This window comes from Pantoea sp. USHLN256 (genome assembly GCF_037149875.1).
GTDB lineage: Bacteria > Pseudomonadota > Gammaproteobacteria > Enterobacterales > Enterobacteriaceae > Pantoea > Pantoea nemavictus.
This window is the reverse complement of record NZ_JBBCQO010000009.1, coordinates 40105-62763: the sequence shown is the minus strand read 5'-3', so window position 1 is coordinate 62763 and position 22659 is coordinate 40105. Positions and strand designations below refer to the sequence as shown.

The 22659-nt window shown below is 54.6% G+C and carries 19 protein-coding genes and 3 tRNA genes; 3 read left to right on the top strand and 19 right to left on the bottom strand.

What is annotated here, in order from left to right; genetic code table 11:
- Nucleotides 1-14 precede the first annotated feature (14 nt).
- Nucleotides 15-341, top strand: coding sequence for a biofilm peroxide resistance protein BsmA (gene bsmA, locus WFL93_RS19090; protein ID WP_336778799.1), 327 nt, complete (start codon nt 15-17; stop codon nt 339-341).
- Here the strand turns inward: bsmA and WFL93_RS19085 are convergent.
- From WFL93_RS19085 to nnr, 15 genes are all read right to left on the bottom strand, one after another.
- Nucleotides 315-1943 (bottom strand): isovaleryl-CoA dehydrogenase, encoded by a 1629-nt coding sequence (locus WFL93_RS19085; protein ID WP_336778798.1) that lies wholly within the window; start codon nt 1941-1943, stop codon nt 315-317. The genes bsmA and WFL93_RS19085 overlap by 27 nt on opposite strands.
- 83 nt (nt 1944-2026) lie before the next feature.
- Nucleotides 2027-2761, bottom strand: a complete 735-nt coding sequence (gene rlmB / locus WFL93_RS19080) for a 23S rRNA (guanosine(2251)-2'-O)-methyltransferase RlmB (protein WP_007892019.1) — start codon at nt 2759-2761, stop codon at nt 2027-2029.
- A gap of 123 nt (nt 2762-2884) precedes the next feature.
- Complete coding sequence (rnr, locus tag WFL93_RS19075) at nt 2885-5335, bottom strand: ribonuclease R (protein WP_007892017.1); 2451 nt, start codon at nt 5333-5335, stop codon at nt 2885-2887.
- 16 nt (nt 5336-5351) lie between these two features.
- Nucleotides 5352-5795 carry a nitric oxide-sensing transcriptional repressor NsrR gene (nsrR, locus tag WFL93_RS19070; protein WP_007892016.1) on the bottom strand — a complete coding sequence of 148 codons (444 nt, stop codon included), beginning with the start codon at nt 5793-5795 and terminating at the stop codon, nt 5352-5354.
- 314 nt (nt 5796-6109) lie between these two features.
- Nucleotides 6110-7408: an adenylosuccinate synthase gene (locus tag WFL93_RS19065; RefSeq protein WP_007892015.1), complete on the bottom strand. Its 1299-nt coding sequence runs from the start codon at nt 7406-7408 to the stop codon at nt 6110-6112.
- Nucleotides 7409-7586: 178 nt separating this feature from the next.
- Entirely contained in the window at nt 7587-7787 is a 201-nt protein-coding gene (locus WFL93_RS19060) for a DUF2065 domain-containing protein (protein ID WP_336778797.1), read from the bottom strand.
- Between the two features lie 57 nt (nt 7788-7844).
- Entirely contained in the window at nt 7845-8849 is a 1005-nt protein-coding gene (hflC, locus tag WFL93_RS19055) for a protease modulator HflC (RefSeq protein ID WP_007892013.1), read from the bottom strand.
- A gap of 3 nt (nt 8850-8852) precedes the next feature.
- The gene (gene hflK / locus WFL93_RS19050) at nt 8853-10085 is read right to left on the bottom strand and encodes an FtsH protease activity modulator HflK (protein ID WP_007892012.1); all 1233 of its coding nucleotides are present in this window, start codon (nt 10083-10085) and stop codon (nt 8853-8855) included.
- 229 nt (nt 10086-10314) lie between these two features.
- Complete coding sequence (hflX, locus tag WFL93_RS19045) at nt 10315-11595, bottom strand: ribosome rescue GTPase HflX (protein ID WP_007892011.1); 1281 nt, start codon at nt 11593-11595, stop codon at nt 10315-10317.
- An 80-nt stretch (nt 11596-11675) separates the two neighbouring features.
- Nucleotides 11676-11993: an RNA chaperone Hfq gene (gene hfq, locus WFL93_RS19040; RefSeq protein WP_007892010.1), complete on the bottom strand. Its 318-nt coding sequence runs from the start codon at nt 11991-11993 to the stop codon at nt 11676-11678.
- 110 nt (nt 11994-12103) lie between these two features.
- Nucleotides 12104-13045, bottom strand: a complete 942-nt coding sequence (miaA, locus tag WFL93_RS19035) for a tRNA (adenosine(37)-N6)-dimethylallyltransferase MiaA (RefSeq protein ID WP_036621940.1) — start codon at nt 13043-13045, stop codon at nt 12104-12106.
- Nucleotides 13038-14894, bottom strand: a complete 1857-nt coding sequence (mutL, locus tag WFL93_RS19030) for a DNA mismatch repair endonuclease MutL (protein WP_336778796.1) — start codon at nt 14892-14894, stop codon at nt 13038-13040. The genes miaA and mutL overlap by 8 nt, the downstream gene beginning before the upstream one ends.
- Before the next feature lie 42 nt (nt 14895-14936).
- The gene (amiB, locus tag WFL93_RS19025; protein WP_336778795.1) at nt 14937-16598 is read right to left on the bottom strand and encodes an N-acetylmuramoyl-L-alanine amidase AmiB; all 1662 of its coding nucleotides are present in this window, start codon (nt 16596-16598) and stop codon (nt 14937-14939) included.
- On the bottom strand, nt 16595-17071 hold the full coding sequence (tsaE, locus tag WFL93_RS19020) for a tRNA (adenosine(37)-N6)-threonylcarbamoyltransferase complex ATPase subunit type 1 TsaE (RefSeq protein WP_007892003.1): 477 nt from the start codon (nt 17069-17071) through the stop codon (nt 16595-16597). Before tsaE ends, amiB begins: the two co-directional genes overlap by 4 nt.
- A 3-nt stretch (nt 17072-17074) precedes the next feature.
- Complete coding sequence (nnr, locus tag WFL93_RS19015) at nt 17075-18592, bottom strand: bifunctional ADP-dependent NAD(P)H-hydrate dehydratase/NAD(P)H-hydrate epimerase (RefSeq protein WP_336778794.1); 1518 nt, start codon at nt 18590-18592, stop codon at nt 17075-17077.
- On the opposite strand from nnr, the gene queG reads away from it, so the two are divergent.
- On the top strand, nt 18591-19730 hold the full coding sequence (queG, locus tag WFL93_RS19010) for a tRNA epoxyqueuosine(34) reductase QueG (RefSeq protein WP_336778793.1): 1140 nt from the start codon (nt 18591-18593) through the stop codon (nt 19728-19730). The genes nnr and queG overlap by 2 nt on opposite strands.
- A gap of 434 nt (nt 19731-20164) precedes the next feature.
- Here the strand turns inward: queG and WFL93_RS19005 are convergent.
- From WFL93_RS19005 to orn, 4 genes are all read right to left on the bottom strand, one after another.
- Nucleotides 20165-20240 (bottom strand) — tRNA-Gly (locus WFL93_RS19005).
- Nucleotides 20241-20437: 197 nt separating this feature from the next.
- A tRNA-Gly gene (locus tag WFL93_RS19000) sits at nt 20438-20513 on the bottom strand.
- A 26-nt stretch (nt 20514-20539) separates the two neighbouring features.
- Nucleotides 20540-20615: transfer RNA gene (locus tag WFL93_RS18995), tRNA-Gly, on the bottom strand.
- Nucleotides 20616-20905: 290 nt separating this feature from the next.
- Nucleotides 20906-21454, bottom strand: a complete 549-nt coding sequence (gene orn, locus WFL93_RS18990) for an oligoribonuclease (RefSeq protein WP_049851240.1) — start codon at nt 21452-21454, stop codon at nt 20906-20908.
- A 103-nt stretch (nt 21455-21557) separates the two neighbouring features.
- On the opposite strand from orn, the gene rsgA reads away from it, so the two are divergent.
- Nucleotides 21558-22601: a small ribosomal subunit biogenesis GTPase RsgA gene (gene rsgA, locus WFL93_RS18985; RefSeq protein WP_007891997.1), complete on the top strand. Its 1044-nt coding sequence runs from the start codon at nt 21558-21560 to the stop codon at nt 22599-22601.
- Nucleotides 22602-22659 lie beyond the last annotated feature (58 nt).

Below are 22659 nucleotides of genomic sequence, written 5' to 3'. Positions count from 1 at the left end.
CTTCAGGAGTTGCTATGCGTACTCTCTTTCTGACGTTGACTCTGCTGCTCAGCGGCTGCGCTGCTTTCACCACCACACCACAAGCGCCGCCGTCACCGGGCAGTCAGGCGCAGGAAATTTCGCGCGCGCAGAGTTTCGGTCTGCCAAAACTGGGCAACATCACCGCCACCACGCGTGGTTCGCCGGATGATGCTCAGCGTGCCATTGCCGCCAAAGCCAATCAGGCGGGCGCGGTCTATTATCAAATTGTAATGCTGGATGAGACGACTATTCCCAGCTTCTGGTACGCCACCGCCATTCTGTATGGTGCGCCATCAGCCAGCACTGGAGCGCAACAGTAAGCGCGCGCAGAGATCGTCAGTTAAGGCGCGTTTGCCGCGCATATCGAGATGCTGCTGACACCAGCCATCAGCCAACGGCGGTTCGGCCACTTTTAGCAGGATCGCAGCACTGGCCAGTAAAAACAGTTCACGCGTGACGTCTCGCGCCTGCTCTTCTCGCACATGGGCGAGCTGTAAACGCAGCTGGCGCCAGCGGCGATCGAAATGGCGATTGCTGCCTTTAACCGCATCAAATTCATCATGCAGCATGGCTATCACTTCAGAATGGCGCCCCATCACGCGCAGTACATCAAGGCACATGACGTTGCCAGAGCCTTCCCAGATGCTGTTAACCGGCATTTCACGATACAGCCGCGGCAGTTCGCTCTCTTCGCAGTAGCCGATGCCGCCCAGCGCTTCCATCGCTTCCGCCACAAAGGGCATCCCCGCCTGGCAGACGGCGAACTTAGCGGCGGGTGTGAACAAGCGGGCATATAAGCGTTCATGTTCGCTGGCGGGCGTTGACCAGGCGCGAGCCAGACGCATTAGCAGCGCGGTTTGCCCTTCCAGTTGCAGCGCCTGCTGCGCCAGCACTGCGCGCATCAGCGGCTGATCAATAAGGTTTTTGCCCATAACCTGGCGCTGCTGCGCATGATGGATGGCAATCGATAGCGCCCGGCGCATCTGCCCATGGCTACCTAACGCGCAGTCGAAGCGCGTCATGCCGCCCATTTTCAGGATCAGCCGCACGCCGTCGCCCTCTTCGCCCATCAGCCAACCCACCGCATCCTGAAACTCCACTTCAGCACTGGCGTTGGAGCGATTACCGAGTTTGTCTTTGAGACGTTCAATGCGAATCGCGTTGCGCGTGCCGTCCGGCAGCAGGCGTGGCAGGAAGAAGCAGCTCAGTCCTTGCGGGGTTTGCGCCAAAATCAGATGCGCATCGCTTTGCGGCACGGAGAAAAACCATTTGTGACCGGTGATGCGATACGCTGCGCCCGGCCCGCGCACGCCAAGCGGTTCAGCGCGCGTGGTGTTGCTCAACACATCGGTGCCGCCCTGCTTTTCCGTCATGCCCATGCCAATTAATAGGCCGCGTTTCTTCTTGCCCGGCAGATGATGCGCATCGTAGCGATCGCTGAGCAAGGCTTCGCGCCAGTCAGCATAAGGTTCTGGCAGATGATTCTGCAGCAGTGGAATGGCGGCGTGCGTCATGGTCACCGGGCACAGAGAGCCCGCTTCGACCTGGGCATGCAGGATAAATCTGGCGGCACGCGCCACCATCGCCTGCGGCTGTACATCGGGCTGCCAGCTGAGATTGTGCAGCCGGCTGGCACACAGTCCCTGCATCAGCAGATGCCATGCTGGATGAAAACGCACTTCGTCGAGACGCTCCCCGCGCGCGTTGTAGCGCAGCAGCTCCGGTGCTTCGACGTTAGCCAATCGCCCCAATTCAAGAGATTCGGCGCTGCCCAGCTGCAGCCCAACGGAAGCCAGCCATTCGCGGTCCCAGCTGGCGCCTTCGCGTACCACTGCCTCGCACAAGGCGCTATCGCGGGTAAACAGGTTGCTGTTGCTGAGCGGCTGGGGCTGATTGAATACGGTGTGGGTGTGCCAATTCATACATCGTCCTCCTCATACTCATTTTTTAAGTATGAAGAGGATGTGCAGTTACGTCGGGTACAAAAACTATTTTGCGGTGGGGATCACGCCTGACGCTGACGAACGGCCTCGAACAGACAAACGCCGGTGGCCACAGATACGTTCAGTGACGAGACGCTACCTGCCATTGGGATGCTAATTAGCTCATCACAGTGTTCACGCGTCAGACGACGCATACCTTCACCTTCCGCGCCCATCACCAGCGCCATCGGGCCGGTCATTTTACTTTGATAAACGGTGTGATCGGCTTCACCCGCAGTGCCGACCACCCAGACGTTGTATTCCTGCAGCAAACGCAGGGTACGCGCCAGGTTCGTCACACGAATCAACGGTACGTTTTCTGCCGCGCCGCTGGCGACTTTCTTCGCCGTGGCGTTCAGCGGTGCTGCGCGATCTTTCGGCACGATGACGGCATGCACGCCAGCAGCATCTGCGCTACGCAGGCATGCGCCAAGATTGTGCGGATCGGTAACACCATCCAGCACCAGCAGGAACGGCTTCTCCAGGCTCTGCAGCAGATCCGGCAGATCACCTTCCTGGTACTGCTTGCCCGGTTTCACGCGCGCCACAATCCCCTGATGCACGCCGCCTTCAACCTGGCTATCCAGCCATTGACGATTGGCAACCTGCACCGGAATTCCCTGAGCTTCCAATGCGAGGATCAGCGGCTGCAGGCGACGATCTTCGCGGCCTTTAAGGATAAAGACTTCCTGAAAACGCTGAGGATCGCGTTCCAGCAGCGCCTGCACGCTATGAATACCAAAAATTATTTCGCTCATTACTTTGCTCAAGGTTGGATTTGAATCATAAATACAGAGGCCGTTATTCAGGTGCGCATAAATGCGCACCTTTCACAAACACGTCGATGGTCTGTACAGTCGTCTTTAATGACGACCAAACAATCAGGCTTCGCCAGGTTTCTTCTTCGACCCACGCTTAGCCTTGGTGGCGGCGGCGATTTTACGGGTTTTCTCCGAGACATTTTTGCCTTTTTTCTCGGTTTTGGCCGGTTTTTCAGCCACAGCAGGCTTTTTCTTCTCGCCGCGGAAGGCTGAATCAGGCTCGAAAGTCCCCTTTTTGCCGGCATCGCGACGACGTTTGGCTGGCGGTTTACCGCCACGCTTCTCACGCTCGCGCTCGGTTTTGCCTTCGCCACGTGGAACACGCTTGCTGGAGATCAGCGCGAAGTCGATTTTACGCTCGTCCATATGTACCGCATCAACGCGCACTTCAACCGCATCGCCAAGGCGATAGGTACGGCCGCCAGACTCACCAATCAGGCGCTGGCCCACCGCATCGAAGCGATAATAGTCGTTATCCAGCGACGAAACGTGCACCAAACCATCGATAAACAGATCGTTGAGGCGCACAAAGAAACCAAAGCCAGTCACGCTGGAGATCACGCCGCTGAACACGTTGCCCACCTGATCCTGCATGAAATCACACTTCAGCCAATCGGCAACATCACGCGTGGCTTCATCAGCACGACGTTCCGTCAGCGAACAGTGTTGGCCCAGCTGCAGCATCTGCTGCATATCATAGTGATAACCGCCAGTTGGTGTAGTGATGCCATCCACTTCGCCCCGCTCTTTCGCCAGCAGATATTTGATGGCGCGATGCAGCAGCAGATCCGGATAGCGACGGATCGGCGAGGTAAAGTGCGCATAGGAAGCCAGCGCCAGGCCGAAGTGACCGCGGTTTTCCGGATCGTAGACCGCCTGTTTCATCGAGCGCAGCAGCATGGTCTGCAGCATTTCTGCGTCTGGACGATCGGCAACTTGCTTCAGCAGATCGGCATAATCCGTAGGATGTGGCTTGGCACCGCCCGGCAGGCTTAAGCCCAGCTCGTTCAGCACGGTACGGAAGCTCTTGATGCTGTCTTCGCTTGGACGATCGTGATCGCGGAACAACGCAGGCTCTTCATTTTTCTCAACAAAACGCGCTGAGGCGATGTTAGCGAGAATCATGCACTCTTCAATCAGCTTGTGCGCATCATTGCGTGAGGTGCGCTCGACGCGCTCAATACGACGCTCCGCGTTGAAGATAAACTTGGCTTCGTCGGTCTCAAACGAAATGCCGCCACGCTGCTCACGTGCAGTTTCCAGCACCTGGTACATGTTGTGTAGCTCATGCAGATGGGGAACCTGCGCTGCGTATTGTTCACACAGATCGGCATCACCTTGCAGAATGTTCCACACTTTGTTGTACGTCAGTCGCGCATGCGAATTCATCACCGCTTCATAGTGTTTGAAACCGGTGAGCTTGCCGCTGGAGGAGACGGTCATCTCACACACCATGCACAAACGATCAACCTGCGGATTCAGCGAGCACAAGCCGTTGGAGAGAATCTCCGGCAGCATCGGGATAACCTGCGATGGGAAATACACCGAGGTGCCGCGCTGATGCGCTTCATCATCCAGCGGCGTGCCCGGACGCACGTAATAACTTACATCGGCAATCGCCACCCACAAACGCCAGCCGCCACCGCGCTTCTTCTCGCAGAAAACGGCGTCATCAAAGTCGCGCGCATCTTCGCCATCAATGGTAACCAGCGGCAGCTTACGTAAATCAACCCGTCCTTTCTTCGCCTCTTCCGGCACGTCTTCTTTCAGCTTAGCGACCTGTTTTTCAACTTCTTCCGGCCAGGTATGCGGAATCTCATGGGTACGCACGGCCATATCCACGGCAAGGCTGGTGCCCATATCATCGCCGAGCAGTTCGGTAATTTTGCCAAGCGCTTTGTTGCGACGCGTGGCACGTTGAGTGATCTCCACCACCACTACCGAGCCCATGCGCGCGTTGAGGGTCTCTTCTTGCGGGATCAGGATGTCGAAGCTCAGACGGCTGTCATCAGGCACGACAAAGCCGGTCCCCGCATCGGTAAAGTAGCGCCCAACGATCTGGCTGTTACGTGGCTCCAGCACGCGTACCACACGCGCCTCGCGACGACCTTTACGATCGGCGCTGCCCGGCTGTGCCAGAATCACATCGCCATGCAGGCAGAACTTCATCTGCTCAGCAGAGAGATAGAAATCATCTTTCTGACCTTCAACGCGCAGGAAGCCATAGCCATCACGATGGCCAATCACTTTGCCACGAATCAGATCCAGACGTTCTGGTAAGGCGTAACATTGACGGCGAGTAAACACCAACTGACCATCACGCTCCATGGCGCGTAGACGGCGGCGCAGCGCTTCCAGCTGCTCTTCGCTGGTGATATTCAGTTCCTGCGCGATGTCGTCGCGGTTAGTTGGTTTTTCCCGTTTCTCAAGCAGAGCCAGAATGAACTCACGGCTCGGAATAGGGTTTTCGTATTTTTCAGCTTCTCTATCCTGAAAAGGATCTTTTGACATTACGGTTCCTCCGATGTCATTTAATTTGGATTGCCACCGGCGGTTCGGACAATAAAAGTTGGTACAACGCATCGTTGTTTCTGACCAAATCGGCCAGCGTGTACCTGTCCAGTTCCTTGAGGAATAGCTGGACCGCATCGTGTAGCGCTTTACGCAAACGACAGGCTGGTGTGATGGAACACTCTTCGCAGTTCACGAGCTGCAAGGGCTCCATTTTTCTCACCACATCGCCAATCACGATTTTTTCCGGGTCCATGCCTAAACGAATTCCGCCGTTTTTACCGCGTGTTGCGGCGACAAAGCCAGCCCGGCTAAGTTGGTTGATGATTTTAACCATATGGTTACGCGACACCCCGTAGGTATCGGTGACTTCGGTAATGTTAGTCTGCTTACCTTCCGGCAACGTCGCCATGTAAATCAGGGCACGCAGACCATAATCGGTAAAACTTGTTAGCTGCACATAGACCTCAGTGAATCATCGGACGTTATGGTTATGCGCCGGTCGGCGTGATGTTTAAATATGATGATAAACCAGAGCGTGGTGGCCGGTGCGTTTTTTTCCTGCAAGTATCGATATTTGCAAGAAAAAATAGAGTGAGTGGAGTCAAATATTGTCTATAGCCTAAATAATTCGAGCTGGAGGAAGGCGGCAAGTGGGTGAATCCCCAAGCGCTTACTCACGTAAGTGACTGGGGTGAGCACGCGCAGCCAACGCGCCTGCAGCTTGAAGTATTTAGGTTATATTGAGGCCGGGCGATGCCCGGCCTCAAAAGATTATGCGTCGAACGGATCGCGCAGAATCATGGTCTCACTGCGGTCTGGGCCGGTAGAAATAATATCAATCGGCACACCGGTCACTTCTTCTACACGCTTGATGTAGTCGCGTGCAGCTTGAGGCAAACCTTCCAGCGTCTTAACGCCAAACGTGGTCTCGCTCCAGCCTGGCATGGTTTCGTAGATCGGCTCAATGCCTTCCCAGCCTTCCGCAGCCAGCGGCGTGGTGGTCATTTCGCGGCCATCTGGCATGCGATAAGCCACGCAGATTTTTACTTCTTTCAAGCCATCCAGCACGTCCAGCTTGGTCATGCAGAAACCTGACAGCGAGTTGATCTGCACTGCACGGCGAACTGCCACCGCATCCAGCCAGCCGGTGCGACGACGACGACCGGTAGTCGCGCCAAACTCGTGGCCCTGCGCGCACAGGAATTCGCCGGTTTCGTCGAACAGTTCGGTCGGGAATGGACCAGCGCCAACACGCGTTGAATACGCCTTCACGATACCCAGCACGTAATCAACGTAACGTGGACCAATGCCTGAACCGGTCGCCACGCCACCTGCGGTGGTGTTAGAAGAGGTCACGTACGGATAGGTACCGTGATCGATATCCAGCAGCGTACCCTGCGCACCTTCGAACATGATCAGATCGCCACGCTTGCGCGCGCCATCCAGCAGATCAGACACATCAACGACCATGCTGGTAATGATATCGGCAACTGCCAGCGTATCACTCAGCACTTTTTCGTAGTCAACTGCATCAGTTTTGTAATAGTTAACCAGCTGGAAGTTGTAGAAATCGACGATCTCTTTCAGCTTCACCGCGAAGGTTTCTTTGTTGAAGAGATCGCTCACGCGCAGACCGCGACGTGCCACTTTGTCTTCATAAGCTGGACCGATACCACGACCGGTGGTGCCGATAGCTTTGGCGCCGCGCGCTTTTTCACGTGCTACATCCATTGCTACGTGGTATTGCAGAATCAATGGGCAGGCTTCAGAGATCAGCAGACGTTCACGTACCGGCACACCGCGTTCTTCAAGGCCTTTCATCTCTTTCATCAGCGCTTCAGGCGACAGCACAACGCCGTTACCAATGATGCTGGTGACGTTTTCACGCAAGATGCCAGATGGAATTAAGTGAAGGACGGTTTTTTCACCGTTGATGACAAGTGTATGGCCTGCATTGTGGCCACCTTGGTAACGCACGACGTAATTCGCGCGCTCTGTCAGAAGGTCTACGATCTTACCTTTACCTTCGTCACCCCATTGGGTGCCCAGTACGACGACGTTCTTACCCATTTTTTCAAAATCACCGATTGCTTAAAAATGGATTCTACCACCTGACTTTTACTCTTTCAGCACTTTTAGCATACGATTGCGCTGTTTTTTGCCTGAGTTTTGCTCAGCTCACAACATGTTGGGTACACAACGGCCATCAGACACAATTGAACCCCTGCGACCTCACATAATTTTTCATTTACGATTGCGTATGCATGCTGATCATCGCGTAAATCACCACGCCAGCAACGACTAAACCACCGCCAAAACGATGCAAAAGGCGATCGGGTAACTGTGTCATTGCCAGTATCATGCGCCGCCAGGCTCGTGGCATAAACATCGGCCCAAGTCCTTCCAGCACCAAAACTAAAGCCAGCGCCATCCAGATGGTTGTGTTCATGATTTTTTCCCAAAAAAAAGGCCGACAACATTGTCGGCCTGGACTTTATATCAGTTCTTAACGCGTGGCGTTAGAGGGCGCTTTCATATAGCGGAAGAAATCGCTATCCGGGCTCAATACCAACACATCCTGATTGTCTGAGAAACTATTCTCATAGGCACGCAGACTGCGGATAAAGGCATAGAAATCCGGATCCTTGCTAAAGGCATCAGCAAACAGTTTTGCCGCTTCACCATCACCTTCACCCCTTGAAATCAGCGCTTCACGCTGAGCTTCTGCCAGCGTACGCGTCACCTGATAATCAGCCTGCGCACGCAGTTTTTCTGCCTCTTCCTGGCCTTGTGAACGCTGACTACGCGCTACCGCTTCACGCTCGGCGCGCATACGGTTGTAGATCGCGTCAGACACTTCCGTTGGCAGGTTGATCTGCTTAATACGCACGTCGACGACCTGGATACCCAACGCCGCCATGCTGTTCGGATTAGGTGCTGGTTCACTGCTGTTGGTTTCACGCTCTACACGTGCCGCCGCATTAGCAATCGCATCATCCGCAGCTGGCGTCTGAACGTCATCATCATTGCCGGCGCTGCCGGTGTTCAGCGCATCACGCACGTCGGTGGTCAATCGACCACGCGAATCGGTCACGATGTCTTTCACATCCAGACGGCCCATTTCAGAGCGCAGACGGTCACTGAACTTACGTTTCAGCAACACTTCGGCCTGAGAAACGTCGCCACCGCCGGTTGCCAGGTAGTAACGGCTGAAATCGCTGATGCGCCATTTGATGTAGGAATCAACGATCAGGTCTTTCTTCTCTTTGGTGACAAAACGGTCGGCCTGATTGTCCATGGTCTGAATGCGCGCATCCAATGACTTCATGGTTTCAATAAACGGAATCTTGAAATGCAGACCCGGTGCATACACCAGCGGTTTGTTTTCGTCATCACGCAGAACCTTACCAAAGCGCAGCACGATGCCACGTTGGCCTTCCTGCACCACGAACAGTGACGCGTAAAGCACCACCAGCACTACAATAATTACGGCGATGATTGGCTTACGCATCGATTACTCCCTCCCTTGGCGCTGGGTATCGTTGCGCAGCGCATTGGCGCGACGCTGATCCATGATGCTGTCTGGACTGTATGATGAGGTATCACTACGGCTTGCATTGCTATCAGAAGACGAAGGTGACTTCATTAAATTAGTCATTTTTTGACCGCCCTGGCCAGATTGACCACCGCGCATCAACTGATCCAATGGCAGAACCGTCAAATTGCTGCCACGATCGCTGATCAATACTTTGCGGGTATGGCTCAACACGCGTTCCATGGTTTCAATGTAGAGACGCTCTTTGGTGATTTCCGGTGCGGCTTTGTATTCCGGCAGCAAGCGAGCGAAACGGGCAACCTCACCCTGCGCTTCTAGCACCGTACGTTCTTTGTAGGCGCGACCTTCTTCAAGGATACGCTGCGCCTGACCATTGGCACGCGGCTGGACTTCATTCGAATACGCTTCGGCTTCACGCACATACTGCTCACGGTTTTCACGCGCGGCAATCGCATCATCAAACGATGCTTTCACTTCTTCCGGTGGACGCGCCGCCTGGAAGTTTACGTCCAGCAGGGTAATACCCATGTTGTACGGACGGATGGTCTCGTCGAGCTCACGCTGCGTTTCGCTACGCACCACGGTACGACCTTCCGTCAGGATGCGGTCCATGGTCGAGCGCCCAATCACGCCACGTAAGGCGCTGTCAGTGGCCTGACGCAGACTGTCGTCGGCGCTGGTTACCGCATACAGATAACGTTCTGGATCGGTTACGCGGTACTGCACGTTCATCTCAACGCGCACCACGTTCTCGTCCGAGGTCAGCATCACGCCAGACGCCGCCAGTTCACGTACGGCTTCAACGTTCACCGCACGAACCTGATCGATAAAGGTCGGTTTCCAGTTAAGGCCTGGCTCAACCAGATGGCTGAATTTGCCAAAGCGGGTGACGACGCCACGTTCCGCTTCTTTGATAGTGTAGAAACCGCTAGCCGCCCAGATAACCACTGCCGCTACGGCAACGATGCCAACAACTTTGCCACCGCTACCGCCGCTGCGCTGACCGTTATCATTCTGTTTGCCACCGCCCAGTCCGCCGAGTTTTTTACTCAGCTTACGGAAGATATCATCCAGATCAGGTGGTCCCTGATCGCGACCTCCTTTATTTCCCCCAGAGTTGCCGCCTTGATTATTGCTGCTTCCCCACGGGTCGCGGTCCTGTCCGTTATTTCCGGGCTGATTCCACGCCATGTCTCTACTCCATTTATTGTATTTACGGTTTTACCCTTCATCTTTCGGATTGCAGCTGCGTTGGCTGCCTTCACGCACCCCAGTCACTTACCGATGTAAGCTCCTGGGGATTTGCTCAGTTGCCGCCTTGCCGCAATCCGAAATATTCGCGTAAAACCATAATATTTCGGCCTGCAACGATAATTACTACAACCTGAAATCTTTTTTGGGTAAGTGCGATTGGGCAATATCAAACAATATAACTGGCTAGCGACGGCTCTTGCTTACACAGACGACGCCAGTCAACAATCGGCATACGCACGTGCAAACTTACACAGCCATCATCTTCATTCCATTCTTTTTCTATTGCGTGTAGCTGGTAAAAACGACTGCGTAAACGGCCTGCTTCCGGCGGCAGACGCAAATCGTACTGCGCAATTTCACCGGCTAAACGCTCTGAGAGCGCCTGCCACAACAGCGGTAGGCCTACGCCGCTCTGTGCAGATAACCAAACACGTATCGGCTGGTTCTCTTCGTTACGATCGATACGCGGCACAAAATCCTCCAGCATATCGATTTTGTTCATGATCAACAGAGCCGGAATTTCATCGGCTTCAATCTCTTCCAGAACTTCGTTAACGGCATCAATGTTATCATTCACGCGTAAATCGGCAGCGTCAATCACGTGCAACAGCAGTGTCGCCTGCCGCGTTTCCTGCAGGGTGGCTTTAAATGCCGCCACTAAATCATGCGGCAAGTGACGAATAAAACCTACCGTATCGGCTAACACCACTTCACCCACATCCGCCACGTTAAGGCGGCGCAGAGTCGGATCCAGTGTCGCGAACAGTTGGTCCGCTACGTAGACATCCGCAGAGGTAATCGCGTTAAACAGAGTGGATTTGCCGGCGTTGGTGTATCCCACCAGCGAAACTGTTGGCACGTCAGCTTTGGCGCGCGCTTGCCTACCCTGATCGCGCTGTTTTTCGACGCGTTCAAGACGGGAGAGAATCTGACTAATACGACCACGCAGCAAGCGGCGGTCCGTTTCCAGCTGAGTTTCACCTGGACCACGCAAACCGATACCGCCTTTCTGGCGTTCAAGGTGTGTCCATCCGCGAACCAAACGGGTTGCTAAATGGCGTAGTTGTGCCAGCTCGACCTGCAATTTCCCCTCATGGGTGCGGGCGCGCTGGGCGAAAATATCGAGAATTAAGCCGGTGCGATCGATTACGCGACATTCGCACAGCCGTTCAAGATTACGTTCCTGAGCAGGAGTTAAGGCATGATCGAATAAAACGACCGATGCTCCACTCGCTTTTACCGCATCGGCAATTTCAACTGCCTTTCCTTCACCGACAAAATATTTGGGATGTGGCGCTTTACGGCTGCCCGTAATGACTTGCAGCGCTTCGACGCCCGCAGAAGAGACAAGAGTTTCAAACTCCTGCAAATCTTCCAGCTCTTTGTCTTGGGAGAACCAGATGTGTACCAGTACGGCCTGCTCACCGGCATCATAACGGTCAAACAAGCTATAACCTCGCTAAAATAAAATAACCAGGACAGGAAAACGCTCTCGTTCTCCAGCCCTGGCTTTACGGCAGCGCAAAATTATTCTGCGTTATCGCCGTCTTGTTGTGGCTGCGACTGAGCGCCTTGGCTGCTTCCGCTGTGATGATAGTTGCTGCTACCACCGCTGCCGCCCGCGTTATTGCTATGGTGCGACACTGGACGAGAAGGAACCACTGTAGAGATGGCGTGCTTATACACCATCTGGCTAACCGTGTTTTTTAACAGAATGACGAACTGATCAAAGGATTCAATTTGCCCTTGCAGCTTAATACCATTCACCAAATAGATCGAAACCGGTACACGTTCACGACGCAATGCGTTCAAAAACGGGTCTTGTAAAGATTGCCCCTTAGCCATTCTATCTTTTCCTTATATGCTTGTTGTTTGTTGCTTTAAGAACCGTGGTTCAGAAAAACTGCGTAAAAATTTGCGCACGATAACGAACCAATTGTACACAATCATCCCTGCTACGCACTAACTACCTTAAGCACCGCATTACGCGCTAACTCTGGCTCATCACTGTTTAACCAGTGTACTTCAGGCCAGCCACGTAACCAGGTCATCTGGCGTTTAGCGAGCTGCCGAGTGGCGCAAATTCCCCGATAAACCATTTCGTCGTAATCGATTTCACCTGATAGATAAGACCACATCTGGCGATAACCCACACAACGAATGGAAGGCATGTCCGTATGCAAATCACCTCGCGCAAACAGTGCACGAGCCTCCGCTTCAAATCCTGACGCTAGCATCTGGTCGTAACGCAACGCAATGCGTTGATGTATCAGCTCACGACTCGCAGGAGCGATAGCAAACTGGTACACGTCGTAGGGTAACGCTTCGCCGGAAGTTTTTGTCAGTTCCGTTAAAGTTTTACCCGAAATAAAAAAAACTTCCAGTGCTCGCGAAAGTCTCTGCGGATCATTCGGATGAATACGACTACCGGCGACCGGATCGATTTCACACAGCTGGCGGTGCAAGGCTTCCCAACCTTTCTCCGCCGCCATTTGCTCTATCCGCTGACGCACCTCGGGATCGGCCGAGGGCAACGGCGACAATCCTTCAAGCAAAGCCTTGAAATAGAGCATGGTTCCACCAACAAGCAACGGAATCTTTCCCTTCCGGGTGATTTCCGCCATTTCTGCCAACGCATCGCGACGAAACTCTGCGGCGGAATACGCTTCCGCAGGATCGCGAATGTCCAGCAAACGATGGGGCGCCAGTGCTAACTCTTCTGCCGACGGTTTCGCCGTGCCAATATCCATCCCGCGATAGATTAAGGCAGAGTCAACGCTAATAAGTTCCACCGGAAGCTCCTGACGCAGCGAAATCGCTAATGCCGTCTTACCGGAGGCGGTAGGCCCCATCAAAAAAATTGCCTTTGGCCGGCTAGCCTGGTTTAGTTCACTCATGCTTCAACGCGTTAATCGCGCTCTCAATCTCAATAGTCTGTAACAGACCTGAAGGCGGCGACTTCAGCAGTTGCGGACAGAGCCTTTCCAGCTCTGCCAGCAGTGCAATCGCCTGCGAGTGATTCCAGTGAGCGTCTTCTGCATCATCTCGACGCGCCAGCCATTGAGCCAACGCGGATACAGAAATCTCTTGCTGCCGGGCCAGGTAGCCTAACAGTTCTGGAATCAAGATTTGTAAATTTTGTGTTCGTAACGGTAAAGGAACCGCGCGTAGCGTCACATGCTGCCCTTCTCGTTGTAAATCAATGCCCATTAAGCGTAGCAGCGTCGCTTGCGCATCAATAACAGCCAGCTCCGGCGCAGCAATTTTCAGGCGAACCGGGATCAGCAACGGCTGCGGTTTTAATCCCTCTTCCCCTGGTTGCAGCTGGGCCTGTTTTAGCCAGCGACTGGCAACCGCCAACGATAATAGTTGCAGTTGATTACCGCGTTCCAGCAGCGCGTAGCGTTCCTGCAACACACTTAACACGCGACCGAAACTTTGTGCGTGAGCAGCCAACGGGGCTTCACGCGCTTCAGGCTGCCTGGCGGGTATCGGCGCAGGAACGGGCGCAGCACGCGCGATCTCGGCGACTGGCGTTTTGATCAACTGCTTGTAGGCCGCCCCTTCACGCGCACTGTAACTGGGTTCCTTACTTTGCCAACTCGCACTGGCGCCAGCAGCAGGACCTCCACCGCTGCGCGGCGTGTTGCCCGGCTGGGCAAAGTGATTAGCTCCCGCCGCCTGACGATTTTCTGGCTGCCACTTGGGTGCAGGTTCTTCAGCATGTGAAATGGGTAATTCCGCGGCGCGGCTGGCTTGCAGTGCACTCATCACGCCTTGCCAGATGAAGTCGTGTACCAAACGTGACTGGTGGAAACGCACCTCATGCTTAGCCGGGTGCACATTAACATCCACCTGATGTGGATCGATCTCCAGATAGAGCACATATGCCGGCTGCTGATCGTCGCCAAGCTGTGTTTGATACGCCTGGCGAATCGCGTGATTGATCAGCTTGTCACGCATCATGCGTCCGTTGACGTAGCAATATTGCAGATCGGTGACCTGACGCGAACCGTTTGGATCGGCGACCCAACCGCGCAGCGCTAAATCGTCATGCTGCCACTCAATACGCAACGCATGCTGCATAAATGTGGTGCCACAAATCGCACCTAGCCGCCGCTCCCGCTGCGCATCTTCACTCACCGCGCGATACTGGCGCATCAGCTTGCCGTTGTGGCTCAGCGAAATCGCCACATCAAAGCGGGCCAACGCAATGCGACGGATCACCTCGTCGATATGGGTAAATTCGGTCTTTTCGGTGCGCATGAATTTGCGGCGTGCGGGCGTGTTGTAGAACAGGTCGAGCACTTCCAGCGAGGTGCCCACCGGATGCGCAGCCGGTTTCACCGTCACATCCATATCGCGCCCTTCGGCATAGGCTTGCCACGCTTCAGTTTGATCGGCCGTGCGCGAAGTCAGGGTTAAGCGCGAAACGGAGCTGATACTGGCGAGCGCTTCGCCACGGAAACCGAGGCTCATTATCGCTTCAAGGTCGTCAAGTGATGCAATTTTACTGGTCGCATGCCGCGCCAGCGCCATCGCCAGTTCAGCTTTAGCGATGCCACAGCCGTTATCGCGAATGCGGATAAGCTTAGCGCCGCCTTTCTCGATATCGACATCAATGCGCGTGGCACCGGCGTCGAGGCTGTTTTCCACCAGCTCTTTTACGACCGACGCCGGGCGCTCAACCACTTCGCCTGCGGCAATTTGGTTCGCCAGCTGCGGCGGTAAAATCTGTATTGGCATGGTGGTGATCCTTCTGCGGATTGGCTCACAGGGAGCCAATAATCAGGATTGCGGAATTTTTAAGTTTTGCCCCAGCATCACATTGCTCGACTTCATGTTATTCGCCTGCATGATGGCTTTCGAGCTCACGCCATAGTGTGCGGCAATGGCCGTTAGCGAATCGCCGCGCACCACTTTATGGCGCGTTGGACGGCTCGTGGCCGCAACGCTGACGCTAGATTTCGCTGGCACCTTCAGGCGCTGACCAACCCAAACCACATCGCGCTTCAGACTATTCATCTCACGTAACGTCGCCATGCTCACGCCATATTTTGCCGCAATACCTGACAGCGTTTCGCCACGCGTGACGGTATGACGCTGCGTCGCGCCGGTATATTGCACCGTGCCGGTCGCCGGGTTGCTGGCGACGCTAACCGCTGGTGCGCTGTCCAGCGGCCGGTTTTCCTCCTTTGGGATCGATTGCAGCGGATGCGTGAGGAAATAATTGCGCAAGCCTTTATAAATCGACTGAGCAATTTTCTCCTGATACGCGCTGCTGCCAAGCAGCCGCTCCTCCGCGGCGTTACTGATAAAGCCGGTTTCGACCAGTAAAGAAGGAATATCCGGGGAACGTAATACGCCAAGGCTGGCATGTTCCGGCAGACGTTTATGCAGCGGCGTAATACCGCGCAGTTGCTGCAAGACTTTGACGGCAACGTCATAGCCTACACGCTGTGAATGACCAAACTGCAGATCCAACACTGCCTGGCTGAGATAGGGATCGGCCTGGCTGTTCGCCAGCAAATCGCCTGCGCCACCCAGCAGCTCAGATTGTTTCTCTTTTTGCTCCAGCCAGTTAGCCATTTCGTTATTGGCGCGACGATTTGACAGCACCCAAACCGATGCGCCCGTGGCCGAGTGGTTTGGCGCGGCGTCCGCGTGAATCGAAACCAACAGGTTGGCGTTCTCTTTACGCGCAACCTCGGAACGGCCCATTACCGAGATGAAGTAGTCGCCATTACGCGTCAGAACCGGCTTGAACATCGGATCCCGATCCATTAGCGCCTTCAATTTCCGCGCAATTGAGATGGTGACGTTTTTCTCGTGCAAACCGTGCTGGCCGGATGCACCCGGATCCTGGCCGCCGTGTCCGGCATCAATCGCCACAATTACCACATCGTTGCGGCTTAACGCTCCGCCGGGACGAACGGTGGTATCGCTGCTGGTGACGGCGGTAACCTGATTGGCGTTAAAGGGATTGCTCTGGCTGCGGCTCTGATTCTGGCTTTCACGCGCCGTTGTGACCGGCGCCGCGGCGGTGGTACGTTTCGCTGGCTGCGTGCCGCGAATAGTGAACACCACGCGATAATTATTGCCATCACGCTGCGTGCTGGCGCGAGTTTGTGCGGCCTGCGTCAGTTCGAACACCAGACGTAGGCTCTGCTTATCCTTCGGCTGGCTGTGACGAATGCGCTGCACAATGTTTTCACCGCTGAAATTCAACGGCAAACCTTTGATGGCGCCGCTTTGACGAATATCCAGCACCACGCGATTGGGATTATGCAGCGGGAAAAAACCATACACCGGCTGGCCATTAAAGCTCAGCGTGACGGTAGCCTGGCTATCGCCATTCTCGACTTTGATATCTGACAAAGTGGCAGAGAGCGCCGAGGCAGAAAACAGGCACAGCAAGCCCAGTACAATGATTTTCATCCGTGACATCATGCCTGATCCCTGCCTTGCTGGAATTGGTGTAACAGCGCTTCGCCAATAGCGGAAACTGCACTTATTTCGGCTTCACGTGCCGCGTCAACGTAGCGCAGCGTCAGCGCTAAATCGGGTTCAGGCAATACGCCAGTGCCCTGTTGCGGCCACTCCACCAGACATAGCGCATCGCCGGTGAAATAGTCACGAATGCCCATAAACTCCAGCTCTTCAGGATCGGCGAGACGATAGAGATCGAAATGGTAGAGCGTGCGCGAACCCAATTCGTAGGGCTCAACCAAGGTGTAAGTTGGACTTTTAACGTTACCTTGATGGCCGAGCGCCTGCAGAAAGCCACGACTAAAGGTGGTTTTTCCGGCACCCAGATCGCCATAAAGATAGATCACCAGCGCGCTATTGCAGACGCGCGCCAATTGCGCACCCAGATTCAGGGTTGCCGCCTCATCGGGCAAAGGGATAACACAGCTCTTCATGCTTTATTGTTGGATCATCTCTGGATTAACAAACTGCCACAGCAGTTCGAACAAATCAGTGGCTAACATGCCGCGCGTACCACGCTGACGCGCAATGGCATCGGCAGTTGCCCCATGCGCGACACAGCCTGCGCAGGCTGCCTCAAATAGTGTCAATTTCTGGCCCAGCAGGGCCGCAATAATTCCGCTCAATACATCGCCCATGCCGCCGGATGCCATGCCCGCATTGCCGACATCGGCAATGGCAACTTCACCCGCCGCGCTGGCGATGATTGTGCCCGCGCCTTTCAATACCACCACGCCGCCGTAGCGTTTTACCAAGGCATGCGCTGCATGTAAGCGGTCACTTTCAATTTCACTGGTTTTCATCCCCAGCAAGCGCGCAGCTTCACCAGGATGGGGCGTAATGATGCGATTCTGACGGTTATCCTGCTTGATTGCCAGCAGGTTAAGCGCATCCGCATCCCAAAGCATTGGCTTTTCACTGGCTGCAATCTTTTTCAGTGCCTTCTGAGCCCAATCGCGCTGGCCGAGTCCCGGTCCAACGGCAATCACATCGGCCCACTCCAGTGCCCGTTCGAGACGCTCATCACTGAGCGCATCAACCATTAATTCCGGCCGCGCGGTGAGAATCGGGCCAATATTATCTTCATGCGTGAGCACACGTACAAGCCCGGCGCCACTGCGCAGAGCCGCTTCACCGGTCATGCGAATGGCGCCCGCCGTGCCGCTATCGCCGCCGACGACTAACAAACGCCCCTGATCGCCTTTATGTGAGGTGGCGCGGCGCGGTTTAAGCCAGCGCGCTAAATCATTGGCGTCATAGCGTGAAACAGGTGCCTGTTCAGTGCACAGGAAGGAGGACAAGCCCAACTCATCATTATGCAAAATGCCCACGTAATCACGCGCCTTGCCGGTTAACTGGCCGGGTTTGAGGGCAATCATGCTAAGCGTGTGATCGGCGATGATGGTCGCGCCCGGCGCCGTGCCATTTGCCGCCACCAGACCAGAAGGAATATCAATCGCCAGCACCGGCGCGGCGTGCGAATTAGCCATGTCGATTAAGCGATCGTAGGGCGCGGCTGGCGCGCGATTGAGCCCGGTGCCGAGCAGCGCATCGACTATCACATCAACTTGCTGTGGCCAGGACGCATCCGCTGCATGGATCACGCCGCCCGCCTCCAGCCATGCGTCTTGCGCTTGCTGCGCCTCTTCCGGCAAAGCCTTGCTGCTTTCACACGCCAGCAGCGTCACATTTACGCCTGCTGCCTGCGCTAATCGCGCCACCACATAACCATCGCCGCCGTTATTGCCGTGCCCACATAGAACCAACCAGTGCTGCGCCTGCGGCCAGAGGTGGCGAGCTAATTCATAGCTCGCCTGTCCGGCGCGTTGCATCAACTCAAACAGCGTTAAGCCCAGGCTATCGGCAGCATCACGTTCCAGTTGTGCCATCGCCTGCGCAGGCCAGACAGAGTGTGTTAAACTGCGCGCGTTTGCTTCAATTGCCTGGTTTCTCATGTCATACCCTCTCGATCTTCAGCAGCTCGCTCAACAAATTAAACAGTGGGGACGCGAACTCGGTTTCCAACAGGTTGGTATTTGCGATACCGATCTCAGCGCCGAAGAGCCCAAACTGCAGGCGTGGCTGGATAAGCAGTATCACGGCGAGATGGATTGGATGGCGCGCCACGGCATGATGCGCGCGCGTCCGCATGAACTGCTGCCTGGCACGCTGCGCGTGATTAGCGTGCGCATGAACTACCTTCCTGCCAAAGCCGCTTTTGCCAGCACGTTAAAAAATCCTCAGCTTGGCTATGTTAGCCGCTATGCCCTTGGTCGCGACTATCACAAAGTATTACGCAATCGACTGAAAAAGCTCGGAGAAATGATTCAGGCGCACTGCGGCGAACTCAATTTTCGTCCGTTCGTCGATTCCGCGCCCATTCTCGAACGCCCGATTGCCGCTAAAGCGGGACTGGGCTGGACCGGTAAACATTCGCTGATTCTCAATCGTGAAGCCGGCTCATGGTTCTTCCTTGGCGAGCTGCTAATTGATCTGCCGCTGCCGGTCGATCAGCCCCAGGAAGAGCAGTGTGGGCGCTGTGTCGCCTGCATCACCATCTGCCCTACTGCCGCTATCGTCGAGCCTTACGTAGTGGATGCGCGCCGCTGCATCTCCTATCTCACCATCGAATTGGAAGGCGCAATTCCCGAAGAGTTCCGTCCGCTGATTGGTAATCGAATTTATGGTTGCGACGATTGCCAGCTGATTTGCCCGTGGAATCGCTACGGCCAACTGACCGATGAAGATGATTTCTCCCCGCGCGCCGTACTACACGCGCCGCCGCTGACCGCTCTGTTCAAATGGGATGAAGCCAAGTTCCTGCGCATTACCGAAGGCTCAGCGATTCGACGTATTGGGCATTTACGCTGGTTGCGAAACATTGCCGTGGCTTTAGGCAATGCGCCGTGGACAGAGGAAAATATGGCGGCATTAGCATCACGCAGTGGCGAGCATCCGCTGCTTGATGAGCACATTGAGTGGGCGATGGCACAGCAGTTGCATAAACGCGCGGCGCAGGCCGTAGAAGTGCAGCCAGCGAAGAAACAGCGGCTGGTGCGCGCCGTCGAAAAAGGCCTGCCACGTGATGCGTGATTGAGCAGTCGCACAGGATAAAACTCTTTTCCACATGCTGTGAATAAAATTATCCAACTGAATAGTGACGGAGATCGTAATTTCGTCTAAAGAGTAAAATTACAGTCTGAAATAACCAAAAATCATTATAAATCATGGGCTTGTTGGATTTCTGTAAATAATTGCGTCACGTTTAGCGCGCAGGGGTTATTCCAGAGCCTGTGGATAACTCTGTTCAAAACAGTTTTGTATATCGGGGAAAACGCCGTCAGCACGATGCAGGCACATTGTGGATAACCTGTAAGGTAACCGCGACAGACTCAGGCATCATGAGTGCAAGCAAGGCGTGTAAAACTTCCAGAAAAAAACCATGTCACATGAGATCGATAAAGATCTGCAGCTGTTTTAATTCTGATTGCGCCTAAGGGCAAATAACATTAGTGAATATGAAAATCTGGAGCGGGAAACGAGACTCGAACTCGCGACCCCGACCTTGGCAAGGTCGTGCTCTACCAACTGAGCTATTCCCGCATAATCTTCGTATTTTAGTCTGCTACTGCGTTGGCTGCCTTCACTGACCCAGGTCACTTACTCATGTAAGCTCCCAGGGATTCGTTCAGTTGCTGCCTTGTTGCAAACTAAAATACGCGATTCTGACTCTTCGTATTTTTGTCACAACAACCACGCTAACGACTAAATCCGTGATTTGGATGGTTTACTACAAACTCTGGAGCGGGAAACGAGACTCGAACTCGCGACCCCGACCTTGGCAAGGTCGTGCTCTACCAACTGAGCTATTCCCGCATTAGAGGTTTACTGCTAAACGAAATTGGAGCGGGAAACGAGACTCGAACTCGCGACCCCGACCTTGGCAAGGTCGTGCTCTACCAACTGAGCTATTCCCGCATAATCTTCGCCTGTTTATTTGCTGCTGCGTTAGCTGCCTTCACTCGCACAGGTCACTTACTGAAGTAAGCTCGCTGTGACTCGTTCAGTTGCCGCCTTGCATCAAATGAACATGCTCGATTCTGTATTTCGTTACTGCTCCGTTCCGTATGAAATTCTTCACCGGTACGGGGTGCGCATTATACGAGAAATCCTTTCAGTCGCAAGAGTCTAAAAGCAAAATTTTGCGCTTTCCGCGCGATCGCTGCTTTAATCGACAACCTGATGATTTCCTGCGCACCCACCGTCGATTAAAGCTGCAAGAAGTGTTCGCGGTAGTAAGCCAACTCTGCGACAGACTCACGAATATCATCCAGCGCCTGGTGGCTGCCGGATTTTTTGAAGCCTGGCAAAATATCCGGTTTCCAGCGGCGAGCCAGCTCTTTCAGCGTGCTGACGTCAAGATAGCGATAGTGGAAATAGGCTTCCAGCTCAGGCATGTACTTGAACAGAAAGCGGCGATCCTGACCAATGCTATTGCCGCAAATCGGCGAGGTATTGGCCGGCACCCACTGTTTCAGGAATTCGATGGTGGCCAGCTCCGCAGCGCGATCGTCGTGCTGGCTGGCCTTCACGCGCGCCACTAAACCGCTATTGGTGTGGGTACGAACGTTCCAGTCATCCATCAGCGCGAGCTGATCGTCAGATTGATGCACCGCGAATACCGGACCTTCTGCCAGGATGTTGAGGTTGGCATCGGTGACGATGGTGGCGATCTCAATAATGCGATCGCGCTCCGGATCTAATCCGGTCATTTCGAGGTCGATCCAAATCAGGTTGTTTTCATTTCCAGCTGTCATGCGTTTCCCGCCTGTTGCCAAAGTCGTCATTAAACTCATTTCAGGTGTATCATAGACGTTTTGCCCAGCAGGGCGAAGCCTGGCGAAAGCCGTGAGAGGATGCGTGAGTAAAAACAAACTGTCGAAAGGTCAACAACGTCGCGTAAGCGCCAACCATCAGCGTCGTCTGCAGCAACGGAGCGATAAGCCGGAGCCGGATGATAGCCTGTTTGGAGAAGCGGCTGATGGCGTGGTGATCAGCCGTTTCGGCATGCACGCAGACGTGGAAGATAGCGAAGGCGTTGTGCATCGCTGCAACATCCGCCGCACCATTCGCTCGCTGGTCACCGGCGATCGTGTGTTGTGGCGCGTGGCCATTGGCGGCGGCAAAGGGATCGTTGAAGCGGTGCACGATCGCAAAACGGTGCTAACCCGCCCTGACTTCTATGACGGCGTGAAACCGATCGCCGCTAACATCGATCAGATCATTATTGTTTCGGCGATCCTGCCTGAGCTGTCGCTTAACATCATCGATCGCTATCTGGTGGCCAGCGAAACCCTTGGCGTCGAGCCACTGCTGGTTCTCAATAAAACCGATCTGCTGGATGCCGAAGGTCGCGCGTTTGTCGACGAACAGATGGAGATCTATCGCAACATTGGTTATCGCGTATTGATGGTGTCCAGCCACGCCAAAGATGGCCTGGTTGAGCTGGAAAGCGCCTTAACCGGTCGCGTCAGCATCTTTGCTGGTCAATCCGGCGTGGGCAAATCCAGCCTGTTGAATAACCTGCTTGGCCTGGATGTGGCGGCTGAAATTCTGACCAACGATGTCTCGAACGTTTCCGGTCTTGGACAACACACCACCACCGCTTCACGCCTCTATCACTTCCCGGCAGGTGGCGACGTGATCGACTCCCCGGGCGTGCGCGAGTTCGGTTTATGGCACCTGGAACCGGAACAAGTGACGCGCGGATTTGTCGAATTCCGTGAGTTTCTCGGCAGTTGTCGTTTCCGCGACTGTAAGCATGATACCGATCCCGGCTGCGCGATTCGCGAAGCGGTAGAAGAAGGCAAAATTGATATCTCCCGCTTCGATAACTACCACCGAATTCTGGAGAGTATGGCGCAGGTAAAGACGCGTAAAAACTTTTCCTCCGACGCAGATTAACGAGTACAACGGCACATTCGCCAACGAGCTGGGGCGCTGCTACAATCCGCCCCCCTTT

Excerpts from the sequence above, each read along its gene's own strand:
- bsmA (WP_336778799.1), top strand. The coding sequence starts at position 15 with ATGCGTACTCTCTTTCTGACGTTGACTCTGCTGCTCAGCGGCTGCGCT.
- WFL93_RS19085 (WP_336778798.1), bottom strand. The coding sequence starts at position 1,943 with ATGAATTGGCACACCCACACCGTATTCAATCAGCCCCAGCCGCTCAGC.
- rlmB (WP_007892019.1), bottom strand. The coding sequence starts at position 2,761 with ATGAGCGAAATAATTTTTGGTATTCATAGCGTGCAGGCGCTGCTGGAA.
- rnr (WP_007892017.1), bottom strand. The coding sequence starts at position 5,335 with ATGTCAAAAGATCCTTTTCAGGATAGAGAAGCTGAAAAATACGAAAAC.
- WFL93_RS19065 (WP_007892015.1), bottom strand. The coding sequence starts at position 7,408 with ATGGGTAAGAACGTCGTCGTACTGGGCACCCAATGGGGTGACGAAGGT.
- WFL93_RS19060 (WP_336778797.1), bottom strand. The coding sequence starts at position 7,787 with ATGAACACAACCATCTGGATGGCGCTGGCTTTAGTTTTGGTGCTGGAA.
- hflC (WP_007892013.1), bottom strand. The coding sequence starts at position 8,849 with ATGCGTAAGCCAATCATCGCCGTAATTATTGTAGTGCTGGTGGTGCTT.
- hflK (WP_007892012.1), bottom strand. The coding sequence starts at position 10,085 with ATGGCGTGGAATCAGCCCGGAAATAACGGACAGGACCGCGACCCGTGG.
- hfq (WP_007892010.1), bottom strand. The coding sequence starts at position 11,993 with ATGGCTAAGGGGCAATCTTTACAAGACCCGTTTTTGAACGCATTGCGT.
- miaA (WP_036621940.1), bottom strand. The coding sequence starts at position 13,045 with ATGAGTGAACTAAACCAGGCTAGCCGGCCAAAGGCAATTTTTTTGATG.
- mutL (WP_336778796.1), bottom strand. The coding sequence starts at position 14,894 with ATGCCAATACAGATTTTACCGCCGCAGCTGGCGAACCAAATTGCCGCA.
- amiB (WP_336778795.1), bottom strand. The coding sequence starts at position 16,598 with ATGATGTCACGGATGAAAATCATTGTACTGGGCTTGCTGTGCCTGTTT.
- tsaE (WP_007892003.1), bottom strand. The coding sequence starts at position 17,071 with ATGAAGAGCTGTGTTATCCCTTTGCCCGATGAGGCGGCAACCCTGAAT.
- queG (WP_336778793.1), top strand. The coding sequence starts at position 18,591 with ATGTCATACCCTCTCGATCTTCAGCAGCTCGCTCAACAAATTAAACAG.
- nnr (WP_336778794.1), bottom strand. The coding sequence starts at position 18,592 with ATGAGAAACCAGGCAATTGAAGCAAACGCGCGCAGTTTAACACACTCT.
- orn (WP_049851240.1), bottom strand. The coding sequence starts at position 21,454 with ATGACAGCTGGAAATGAAAACAACCTGATTTGGATCGACCTCGAAATG.